This window comes from Rhodoferax sp. ZS1R8, from assembly GCF_056521325.1.
Map to the genome: position 1 here is coordinate 378,283 of NZ_JBWMBA010000002.1, position 11,176 is coordinate 389,458.

Consider the following 11,176-nt stretch of genomic DNA (forward strand, 5'->3'; position numbering starts at 1 on the left):
TTTACCTGTGGCCGACGGTGCGGCTAGCCTCCAGCATGGCGTGCACGTCGTAGGCCATGACGGCCAAAAAGAACACCAGGCCCAAATAGTAGAACGCATACTCCAGGCGCACCGCCGAACTCACGGCGTAATAGGTCTGGGCCTCTTCGCTGTCAGAGCGGTATTGGATGGCCTTCCAGACCTGCGGAGCGGCCAAGATGGCGATCAAAATCAGCATAGGGCTGGGCCGCCACAGGAAGATAGCGATCAGCACCGGTACACCCAGCAGCCAGATGCGTGGCGACAGAACGGCGGTGATACGCCCGCCGTCCAGTGGCGATATCGGGATCAGGTTGAACAGGTTCAAAAAGAAGCCAGAGTAAGCAATCGCCAGCAGCAGATTACTGTCTGCCTCTCGCGCGGCAAAGTAGCAGGCCAGCGCACCCAGGCTGCCTAGCAGTGGACCGCCCAGGCCGACCCAGGCTTCCGTTTCGGCATTGTGGGGCAGGTCCTTCAGCTCAACCCAAGCGCCAACAAAGGGGATGAAGGTGGGCAAACCCACGTCCAGCCCGCGCTGGCGGGCGGCCAGGTAGTGCCCCATTTCGTGCACAAATATCAGCAGCACAAAGCCCACCGCGTAACGCCAGCCATAAATCCATGCATAGGCCAGAACCGACAACAGCATGGTGCCACCGGTGGTGAACAATTTGCCCAGCTTGACGCCGGAAAACAGCAACAGCAGCAGCTTGGCCACGGTCAGATCCGCCGGCAGCGGTGTCGGCGCCTCAGGCCGACGGCGGTTGCGGGCCGCCCGTCGAATCTGCGACCGTGGCGGTTTTCTTCTTGCGGAAGAAACCCATGATGGTGCCACCAAAGGCGAGCGCACCGATGGCGATGATCTTGGCAAACTTGGCCAGGAAAACCGCAGCCAGTGCAAAGAAGCCCAGCTTCTTGGCAGCCACGCCAACCACCAGCGCGGCCAAGCCATACTCTGCGACCTTGTCGGTGCTGGAGTTGAAGTCGGCGTAGCGCTTGCCTTCGTTGAATTGCAGCGCATCCAGCAAGCCATGCGCCTGCGGTTTATAGGTGGGCAGCGCGGTCAGGTCTGTGACCAGGTTCATGCTGAAGTAGCCTTCGCGGCCCAACGCATAGGTGTTGTAGTTGACACCCTGGGCCTCAGTCTCGGGTGCTCCAATTTCGCGCGAGGACATGGCCCAGGCAAGCCGGTGTGTGGCGCTGTCATAGGCCGGCTTTTGTGCCCAGCCCAGAATCTCCAGGCCGGCCACGCCCATCTTTTTACGCTCTTCATTGGAGGCGGCCGTGCCTTCGCGGTAGCTTTTCAGCAGATCGTCGGCATTCCAGTCCTTGGCGTCGTCATCCTTGACGTAGCCTGCACTTTCAAAGCGTATGGTCATGAACCACGGCGCATCGTCTTTGGGGAAAACGATGCCCTGCAGGCGCGTATCCTGGCCGGGGTTGCCCATGGCGTTGAGCACTTTACCGGCATGGGGCTGTGGCACGAAGACCTGGTCTTGCGTCAGCGTCAGCTTGGCCTGGTTGGACAGCGTGACGCTCGCCGGCCCGTTGGTGGAGGCCGCATTGGCCTCAGCCCAAATCTTCTTTTGCTCTTCCTTGCTGAGGCCCTGCGCCAATGCGCCGGATGCCCCAGCACCGAAGACGCCCAGGCACGCCAAACCCAGCAGCGCGGCTGCGATACGTGATTTCATTACAACTCCCTGTTTAGTTTTAAAAATGCAGGGCGTTATTTTGACACGCAGCTTTACGTCAGTGGATGCGCATGCCCGGCTGTGCGCCCGGCCAGGGGTTCAGAATGTAGATGCCGGGGTTGGCTTTTTCGTCGCCATGGCTCGCGGCCATGACCATGCCTTCGGAGATACCAAACTTCATCTTGCGCGGCGCCAGGTTGGCGACCAAGACGGTAAGCTGGCCGACCAGTTCCTCGGGCTTGTACATGCTGGCAATGCCGCTGAACACATTGCGCATGCGGCCCTCGCCGGCGTCCAGCGTCAGGCGCAGCAGCTTGGTGGAGCCCTCTACCGCGGAACACTCGACGATCTTGGCGATGCGCAGGTCGATCTTGGCGAAATCATCGATGGTGATCGCCGGTGCAATTGCTTCACCGCCCGGAATGGTTGCTATAGTTTCAGGAGCTGCTTGCGCGCTCTGGACGAGGGCTGGAGGCTCAAACAGAGCATCGAGTTGCTCCGGGGTTACGCGTTGCATCAGATGCTGGTAGGGCTGGATGGCTTGCACGTCGCCGGCGACATCCCACTGCTGCATGCTTTGGCCTACAAAACCTTCGACCGCTTTGGCAAGCTGGGGCAACACCGGCGCCAGGTAGCGGGTCAGCGCGGCGAAGGCGTTGATGAGCACCGAGCAGACTTGGTGCAGCGCCTCGTTGTTGGCGGGGTCCTTGGCCAGGTCCCAGGGCTTGTGCTGGTCCACATAGGCATTGACCTTGTCGGCCAGCAGCATGATTTCACGCGTGGCCTTGCCGAATTCACGCGTGTCGTACATCTGCGCCAGCACCGCACCAGCGCCGCGGATGTCGGCCAGCAGCGCGCCGCCCTGGTCGCCCAAGGCCGGGGTCAGCTTGCCTTCAAAACGTTTGGTCAAAAACCCCGCTGCACGGCTGGCAATGTTCACGTATTTGCCAATCAAGTCACTGTTCACCCGCGCCATGAAATCATCCGCATTGAAGTCAATGTCCTCATTGCGAGCCGACAGCTTGGCCGCCAGGTAATAACGCAGCCATTCGGCGTTCATGCCCAGGTCCAGGTACTTGAGCGGGGAGAGGCCCGTGCCGCGGCTCTTGCTCATCTTCTCGCCGTTGTTGATGGTCAAGAACCCGTGGACGAACACGTTGTTGGGCGTCTTGCGGCCGCTGAACTTCAGCATCGCTGGCCAGAACAGTGTGTGGAAGGTCACGATGTCCTTGCCGATGAAGTGGTACTGCTCGGTATCCGCAGCCGCCATGTATTCGTCAAAACTGCGCGTGTCGCCGTGCTTGGCCTTGGGGCCGCCCTTGTCGAACCAATTCTTCAGCGACGCCAGATAGCCCACTGGTGCATCCAGCCACACATAGAAATACTTGCCCGGCGCGTCGGGAATCTCAATGCCGAAGTAGGGCGCGTCGCGGCTGATGTCCCAGTCACCCAGGCCTTCGCTTTTGCTGCCATCCGGGTTGGTGCGTACGCTGAACCATTCCTTGATCTTGTTGGCCACCTCGGGCTGGAGCTTGCCGTCTTGCGTCCATTTCTGCAAGAAATCCACGCAGCGCGGGTCGGACAGTTTGAAGAAAAAATGCTCGGAGCTCTTCAGCTCGGGTTTGACGCCAGACAACACCGAAAACGGGTTGATCAGTTCGGTTGGCGCATAGACCGAGCCGCAGACCTCGCAGTTGTCGCCGTATTGGTCCTTGGCGTGGCACTTGGGGCACTCGCCCTTGATGTAGCGGTCGGGCAGAAACATGTTCTTCGCGGGGTCGAAGAACTGTTCAATGGTGCGCACCTCAATCAGGCTGCCATCGGCGCGGTCCCGCAGGTCGCGGTAGATTTTGCGTGCCAGCTCGGTGTTTTCTGGCGAATGTGTGCTGTGCCAGTTGTCAAAGCTGATGTGAAAGCCGTCCAGGTATTGCTTTCGTCCGGCGGCGATGTCGGCCACAAACTGTTCGGGCGTTTTGCCAGCCTTTTCAGCGGCAATCATGATCGGTGCGCCATGGGTGTCATCGGCCCCGATGAAGTTAACCGCGTGGCCCTGCATCCTCTGAAACCGCACCCAGATGTCAGCCTGGGTGTACTCCATGATGTGGCCGATGTGGAAGGGCGCGTTGGCGTAGGGGAGGGCGGTTGTGACAAAGAGTTGGCGTGGCATGGGAAGTAAACAACTTTCACAGAGGAACCGGCGATTTTAGTCGCCCAGAGTGTTGAGCGGGATCGGGGGGCCTGGCTGTTCTGCGCAGGTAAAGGAGGAGCCCGAAGGGCGGGGGACACGGAGCAGAGCAGCCAGGCCCCGTGATCCCGCGGAGGTGGAGGACGGATTCAGCGCAACCGCAACGGGTCCAAGCGTCTGTCGATACCTGTCGGCAAACGGCTGGAGTTGTTATCCAGTATGCAAACCGCCTCCGGGTCGGTCCAGTTAAAGAAGCCACAGATCTCCAACCGCTGCCGCTGCGCATCGGCATACCCCAAAGCCATCAGCTCGCTGGTGTAGCCGCTTTCAAACAACAGGTAGCTGGCCAAGGCAGATCCTTTCACATCCGCCTGGCGCGACGACACCCCCACACCACCCAGCGTGGTCCGCACCGCGCGCGGCAGGGTGTCGATGTGTTTGGACGCGATCGTGTCGATACGTTCACTGGGGGAGATGACCAGCAGCTCCAGCGGCCGCAGCGCACTGGCTTGGCGGGCCGCCTCGGGCACCAGTTTGATAGTCTGGTTGATGCGCTGGGCACGCTCCACATCCACCGCCAGTGCGTCCAGAAAAATGTTGGACAACGCGTGCCCCGCAATCTGCGCGATGGACGGATAGGTCGCTGCGGCGGGCAGCACCTGCTGGTTTTTGGGCTCGTGCATGCGGCCTGCACCCACCACCAGAATGCGGTCCGCACCCAAGTGGATGGCGGGTGAGCAGGGCGCAGACTGGCGCATGGAGCCGTCGCCAAAATACTCCATGTGGCCGTTGATGTGCAGCTCGGTCGCCGGAAAAACAAAGGGGATCGCACTGGACGCTAGCAGGTGGGCATGGGTGATCCTGTCTTGCACGGCCAGGCGTTGGCTGCGTATCCACGGCAACAAGCGTTTGTCACCCTCGTAAAAGGTCACGTGTTCGCCCGAGCTATAGCTCGACGCCGTGACCGCCAGCGCCTGCATATGGCCCTGGCGTATCAGCTCGGGCAGGCGCTCCAGCGGCACCAGCTGGGTTAGCAGCTCGGCCAGCGGGGCGTTGTCCAGCAGCGAGCGGGGTTTAACGCGTCGCCACTTGGCCAAAATCCAGCCCATCGACAGCAGCGTCAGCCAAGTCGCACCCGAACGTAGCATGGACAAATGGCCGGTGCGGTAGACCTGGTCGGCGTGGAAGCCGCGCCAGGTTTGGGCAATGAGGCGTACCGTGGCGTCGAAGTTGTCCGAGCCACAGGCAAGGGCCGATGCATTGATGGCCCCGGCCGAGGTGCCGGTGATGATGGGAAAGGGGTTGGGCTCGTCTCCTGCGCCACAAGCCAGGCGGATGTCGGCAACGGCTTCCAGCACGCCCACTTGGTAGGCAGCACGTGCACCGCCACCGGTCAACAAAAGTCCTGCTGGGCGTGGGTGGGAGATTGACTCAGGCATATGACAACCATTATGGGAGGCAGTACGCGCTTTCGTAAATGCCTGGTAGGCATGAAGGAGACGGGGGTTAACCCCCATTTGCCCCGCTTATGCGTCTGAACCGGGTGCTTGGATAGACTAGGCCATCTTTTGGAGAATTTGAGAATGACCGCTGTGACAGTACAAGCCATCCAGGACGCGATCCAGAGCGTCATCGACCCCAATACGGCCAAGGACTTTGTGTCGACAAAGGCCGTGAAAAACCTCACCGTATCGGCTGGCGGTGATGTCGCCTTTGACGTAGAACTGGGCTACCCCGCCAAAAGTCAGATTGCAAGCCTGCGCGCTGCGCTGATCGCGGCGGCCAAGGGTGTGCCGGGTGTCTCCAATGTATCTGTCAACGTTCACTCCCACATCGTGGCCCATGCCGTGCAGCGCGGCGTGCAGTTGCTGCCAGGTGTCAAAAACATTGTGGCGGTAGCGTCGGGCAAAGGCGGCGTGGGCAAGAGCACCACCGCCGTCAACCTGGCGCTGGCGCTGGCCGCCGAAGGTGCCGCCGTGGGTCTGCTCGATGCCGACATCTACGGCCCCAGCCTGCCGATGATGATGGGTCTGCAAGGCCGCCCCGAATCCGCCGACGGCAAGACCATGGAGCCGCTCGAAAACCATGGTGTGCAGGTCATGTCCATCGGATTTCTGGTGGATGGCGACCAGGCCATGATCTGGCGCGGCCCCATGGCCACCCAGGCGCTGGAGCAACTGCTGCGCCAGACCAACTGGAAAGACCTGGACTACCTGATCGTTGACCTGCCGCCTGGCACCGGCGACATCCAGCTCACACTGAGCCAGCGTGTGCCCATGACGGGCGCTGTCATCGTCACCACGCCGCAAGACATTGCGCTGCTGGATGCCAAGAAAGGCATCAAGATGTTCGAGAAAGTGGGCGTGCCGATCTTGGGCATTGTGGAAAACATGGCTGTGCATGTGTGCAGCAACTGCGGCCACGTGGAGCACATTTTTGGCGCCGATGGTGGCAAGAAGATGGCCGCCGAGTACAACATGGACTACCTGGGTGCCCTGCCATTGGCCCTGCAGATCCGCGTGCAGGCCGACAGCGGCCAGCCCACCGTGGTGGCTGACCCCGACGGCGAGATCGCGGGTATCTACAAGGCGGTTGCGCGCCAGGTGGCGGTGTCGATTGCCGCGCGGAACAAGGATTTTTCCAGCAAGTTCCCGTCTATCACCATCAGCAAGGCGACTTGATCGGCGGGCAACCCGACCTACCGAAACGGCGACAGCTCGGTGCGCTCGTAGTCACCTGGGTCACCATCACCGCGCCGTGGCTGGGGTTGCACGGCGGGCTTGGGGGCTGCAGAAGCAGCTGCAGCTGCAGCCTTTGGCGGTCGCTTTGCATGGCGCCGGTCTAATACCGACGGCGGATCTTCGTCCACTGGGTCTGGCGCCGCATCATGTGCCCACACCACCGGTGGCGGCAGCACGGTGAAGGGGCATCCGCACTCGGGGGAGAAGCGCCACGAGATCGTGCACTTCTTGGAATGGTCTACCGTGGGCTCAAAACGGTCCAGGCCGCGCAGCAGTTGCAGCTCCAGCGCGCGGGCGTAGCGCATCAGCAACTCGTGCCACTGCATCAGCACCAGCTGGATGTGCAGCTCTTCCGTGCCGGATTCGGTAGCCACGGTGTCGACCTCGCACGACACCCACTCGGACGGGATGCCGTGGCGGCGCATCGTGTCGCGCAGTACGGTGCGGACCAGTTCACGCTGGATGTCGGAGTGGGGCCTGACGCTGGGAGGTGCGCAAGGGAGCCCCGAGTGGGCCGAGGGGCGGGAGTCGACAGCTTCTGCAGGGACGCTGTGTCGCAAGAATTTGAACATCGCGTTCCTCCGGTGTCTTTTGCCCCTGACTGTACCGGATTGACCCGGTTTGTAAAAGCCTCAGAGACCCAATTGATGGCCTACGAGTATCCTCACAGCGCTATTTTTTTCCCGAAAGTGGCACCACCATCCGTTCTTCTGGAGGTGGCTTGTTGGGCATCATCTTTTTGAACACCAACCCGCCAACGAACAGCCCCAGCACGACCAGCACCACGAGGGCCAGTACCAGCACCGTTGCCTTGCGTTGTTGGCGGTCCTCTGCATCCAGGTCGTCCAGCGCGGCACGCACGTTGCGCAGAGCGATCTTTTCGGCAGCCCGGTGGGCGCGGGCCCGTTGCACGTCGGGGTCGTTGACTTCAACCAGGCAGACGGTGTGGCCAAAGGGATCGGCAAACGCCGCGGTGGGGGTGTCGCCCGAGTCCATCACCGTTGGGGGTGTCTGTGGGGTGATACCCACGGCGTGCAGCCGCAGCAGTTCGTTGGCCAGGCTGTCCACGCCCCAGTAAACCAGCAGGCCGGGTGGGCCGTCGCCCTGCATCTCCACCAGTTCCAGCCACGTGCTATTGACGCAGTAGCGCAGCACGGAATCGGTACGCTGGTAGGGCTGTACGTCCAACAACTGGCTGTACCAGCGCTCTGCCAGTGCCAGGTCTGGTACGCCGTAGCGCACTGAGCGCAAGGCTTCAATCATGCAAGAGGCTCCTTCCGCGGGCGCAAACCCCGTAAGACCGTAGAGATAAAGTCAGTCTACTTGGGCATCTTGGTGATTTGCACGCTGGCAATTTTCCACTCCCCGTTGGATCGCACGTAGATGTCGATGTAGCGGTAATGCGACGCGAATGGCTTGCCGTCGTAGCTTCCGGTCATCTGCGTGCGCCCACTCAACAGCGCCACGTCACCGTACAAGCGCACCTCAAAATCTTCGACCGTATACGGGTTGATAGTCAGCTTGGGCGAGACTACGCCGGTCACGAACGAGGCTTTGGTTTCGATATCGGCGTCGCCATCGATCTGGCGGAAGTCGTCCGCCATGTTCGCTTCGATGGCAGCACGGTCTTTTCGCACGATAGCCTTGTCCCAAGCATCTGCCTGGCGCGTCAGCTGGGCAATGTCTCTGGTCTGTGCGTCCTGGGTCGACGTGACGGTCACGCTGCAGGCTATAAGCCCTGACAAAATCACAGCGCAGGTAGCGATGGCGACGCCGCGTTGGACGATCGTGAGCGACATGGTGGGTAGTTTGTAGTTGGACATGCTAGTGCTCCAATTATCGCTAGCAAGCGCTGTGATGGGTAGACCGCATAATCGGCGAGCCGACCCCTGTTGGAAGAAATGACATGAATTTGCTGTCCTCGATGAAGTATCTGGTCGCGCTCAACGAGCACCGGCACTTCGCGCGTGCGGCCGAGGCTTGCCATATCACGCAACCTGCGCTCTCTAACGCCCTTCGGGCCTTGGAAGAAGAATACGACGTCGTCATCGTGCGCAGGGGTCGCACGTTTGCCGGCCTTACGCCCGAGGGTGAGCTAGTGTTGGCTGCCGGTCAGCGCATGCTGCGCGAGCAACAGGTGCTTCAGCATTCCCTGAAAAGCACGGCGCACAGCCCGGCCGGCGGCTTGGTAGTCGGGGCTGTGCCGACAGCGGTGCCGATTGCGGCGCGGTTTGCAGCCATGCTGCAGGCGCGACACCCTGCCATCATGCCGGTGGTGCTTTCGCTCAGCTCATCGGAGTTGGAGACGAGACTCGACAATCTGTCCATCGATCTCGGATTGGGCTATACCGAACGCATGGGCCATGGGGGTGTCAAGCTGCAGGCTATGCCGCAGTACATCGAGCACTATTTTCTGCTCCGCCGCGCTGCCGTGCCGCACTTGCAAGAGCTGCAGTTGGGGGAGCCTATCAGCTGGCAGGTTGCAGCGCAGCAGCCTCTGTGCTTACTGACTCCGGAGATGCATAACCGCACCATTGTCAATGCGGCCTTTGCCAGCGTGGGGTGTACGGTCACCGCCATCATTGAAACCAACTCCATACTTACCATGGCGCTGAGCGTAGTCGCAGGTCAAGTCTGTAGCGTGATGCCCGGGGCCTTGGTGGCGGCCGTACGCGGCTACCGTGAACTGGAAGCTCTTCCGCTGATCAGCCCCCAGGTTCGCACGCCAATAGGGTTTATGCGCCATGCGCAGGCCCGTGCCTCCCGCGCCATGGAGGCGGCCCTGGCACTGGCAGAAGACGGGCACTGGCTCCGCCATGCTGCTACGCACAGCGGATTGCTGGTAGCACAAAGCTAACGTGAAACGCATTCAACTAGCCAGTTCACCCTCACCGAAAGGACCGTGATGTCCATATTTACCAACCCTGTAAGACAGGTACGCTCCGCGAGTCGACGGTTTGTCGCGATGACGCCCGGTCCGTACACGCTGGACCGCCGACAGACTGTGCCAATCAATGGTCGTCAAGTAGCCGTACTGCGCAGCGGCAACCGAGCGCTCAATCTAGATTTTTCGGTGACTGATGAAGTTTCTCGCCGTAGTGGTTTCGTAGCAACCGTTTTTGCTCGCGACGGGGATGACTTCATCCGTGTCACCACTTCGGTACGCAAACAAGATGGAGAACGCGCAATAGGTACTCCGCTAGACCGCTCGCAACCTGCCTATGACGATGCGCTTCATGCAAAACCGCATGAAGGCTACGTCGCGATTTTCGGAAGGCAGTACGTGTCCCACTATGTGCCGCTGCTGGACAAGGGGGGCGAAGTAGTTGGCATTTTGTTTGTGGGATTAGACGTTACCGATTCACCCGGCATGGGCTTGGCTGCCTCTATGGCATGCAAGGTCGCGCTGATTTGCGGGTTTTTGCAAGTGCTCTTGCTGGCTGTTGTGGGAAGGCTGGGCAATATTTGGGAAGCGGCGCTGGCCGTCGGAATGCTCATTGGGTTGTGGAGCAGCACGTATTTTCTTATGCGCAAAAACGTGACGACACCTTTGGCTGCAGGGCGAAAGGCCGCACAACGCACCGCAGCGGGTGACCTGATGGCACAAGTGCACGTAGGATCGGGCGACGACATCGGGCAAATGCTCTTAGCTTTAAATAGCATCAACGTGGGTCTGGCAGGGCTGATCGGCAATGTTCGCCGTTCCGCAAAAATCGTGACCGATGGGACCCATGCCATTGCAGACGGCAATGGCAATCTGGCCGGCCGTACCGAAAAACAAGCCAACGAAGTCAATTCGGCTGCCTCGGCCATACACCAGTTGACGGCTACTGTTGCGCAAACGGCTGATCAGGCTGCGCAGCTCAATACCTTGGTTTCTTCGGTAGCCAAAGTAGCCCAATCTGGGGAGGAAGTGGTGGGTAACGTCGTGAATACCATGGGAGAGATAACGGCCAGCGCGCGCAAGATTAATGACATCATCGGGCTGATCGAAGGTATCGCGTTTCAGACGAATATTCTCGCCTTGAATGCAGCGGTCGAAGCGGCCCGCGCCGGAGAGCAGGGCCGCGGGTTCGCGGTGGTTGCATCGGAGGTTCGGAGCCTGGCGCAGAGGTCTTCCAAGTCCGCAAATGAAATCAAGGCATTGATTACGGCGTCGGTAACCAGCGTCGAGACGGGCAGCGCATTGGTTGCGAAGGCGCGCCTCGCCATGGAACACATTACGGGCTCGATCGCAGAAGTAGAGACTTTCATTGACGGCATTGCCAACGCTAGCCAAGAGCAGCGCGAAGGCATTGAGAGCGTCAACAACAGCGTCTCCAAAATTGAGCAGATGACACAACAGAACGCAGCGTTGGTAGAGCAAGCCGCTGCTTCCGCGGCGCGCATGCGCGACGAGGCAGCCACCTTGGCCGTCGCAGTCGATACATTTAAAACACATTAATAACAGCATCATTTCGAGTGCTGCAATGCGGCATTTAGTTTTTGAATGTTGGCATGTTTCGATTCAATTGGATTGTTCCTGATAGACCTGTAACACTAGG

The 11,176-nt window shown here is 60.2% G+C and carries 10 protein-coding genes; 3 read left to right on the forward strand and 7 right to left on the reverse strand.

The genetic code is table 11. The features are described from left to right. Position 1: 1 nt before the first annotated feature. The 4 genes from AC097P_RS07835 to AC097P_RS07850 form a co-directional block, all read right to left on the reverse strand. The gene (locus AC097P_RS07835; protein WP_479609831.1) at positions 2 to 733 is read right to left on the reverse strand and encodes a site-2 protease family protein; all 732 of its coding nucleotides are present in this window, start codon (positions 731 to 733) and stop codon (positions 2 to 4) included. Between the two features lie 31 nt (positions 734 to 764). Beyond that, on the reverse strand, positions 765 to 1,706 hold the full coding sequence (locus AC097P_RS07840; RefSeq protein WP_479609832.1) for a DUF2167 domain-containing protein: 942 nt from the start codon (positions 1,704 to 1,706) through the stop codon (positions 765 to 767). A gap of 58 nt (positions 1,707 to 1,764) precedes the next feature. Then, positions 1,765 to 3,873: a methionine--tRNA ligase gene (gene metG, locus AC097P_RS07845; protein WP_479609833.1), complete on the reverse strand. Its 2,109-nt coding sequence runs from the start codon at positions 3,871 to 3,873 to the stop codon at positions 1,765 to 1,767. A gap of 167 nt (positions 3,874 to 4,040) precedes the next feature. Next, positions 4,041 to 5,330: a patatin-like phospholipase family protein gene (locus AC097P_RS07850; protein ID WP_479609834.1), complete on the reverse strand. Its 1,290-nt coding sequence runs from the start codon at positions 5,328 to 5,330 to the stop codon at positions 4,041 to 4,043. A gap of 144 nt (positions 5,331 to 5,474) precedes the next feature. Here AC097P_RS07850 and apbC point away from each other — a divergent pair, with 144 nt between their 5' ends. After that, positions 5,475 to 6,572, forward strand: a complete 1,098-nt coding sequence (gene apbC / locus AC097P_RS07855; protein ID WP_479609835.1) for an iron-sulfur cluster carrier protein ApbC — start codon at positions 5,475 to 5,477, stop codon at positions 6,570 to 6,572. Between the two features lie 17 nt (positions 6,573 to 6,589). Here the strand turns inward: apbC and AC097P_RS07860 are convergent, their stop codons facing one another. From AC097P_RS07860 to AC097P_RS07870, 3 genes are all read right to left on the reverse strand, one after another. Beyond that, positions 6,590 to 7,204, reverse strand: a complete 615-nt coding sequence (locus tag AC097P_RS07860) for a hypothetical protein (protein ID WP_479609836.1) — start codon at positions 7,202 to 7,204, stop codon at positions 6,590 to 6,592. Between the two features lie 100 nt (positions 7,205 to 7,304). Further along, complete coding sequence (locus AC097P_RS07865) at positions 7,305 to 7,895, reverse strand: VOC family protein (RefSeq protein WP_479609837.1); 591 nt, start codon at positions 7,893 to 7,895, stop codon at positions 7,305 to 7,307. Between the two features lie 56 nt (positions 7,896 to 7,951). Continuing rightward, positions 7,952 to 8,455 carry a nuclear transport factor 2 family protein gene (locus AC097P_RS07870; RefSeq protein WP_479609838.1) on the reverse strand — a complete coding sequence of 168 codons (504 nt, stop codon included), beginning with the start codon at positions 8,453 to 8,455 and terminating at the stop codon, positions 7,952 to 7,954. Positions 8,456 to 8,538: 83 nt separating this feature from the next. Here AC097P_RS07870 and AC097P_RS07875 point away from each other — a divergent pair, with 83 nt between their 5' ends. Beyond that, positions 8,539 to 9,489 carry a LysR family transcriptional regulator gene (locus AC097P_RS07875; RefSeq protein ID WP_479609839.1) on the forward strand — a complete coding sequence of 317 codons (951 nt, stop codon included), beginning with the start codon at positions 8,539 to 8,541 and terminating at the stop codon, positions 9,487 to 9,489. Positions 9,490 to 9,534: 45 nt separating this feature from the next. Beyond that, a complete protein-coding gene (locus AC097P_RS07880; RefSeq protein ID WP_479609840.1) occupies positions 9,535 to 11,076 on the forward strand; it encodes a methyl-accepting chemotaxis protein in 1,542 nt (513 codons plus the stop codon). Positions 11,077 to 11,176 lie beyond the last annotated feature (100 nt).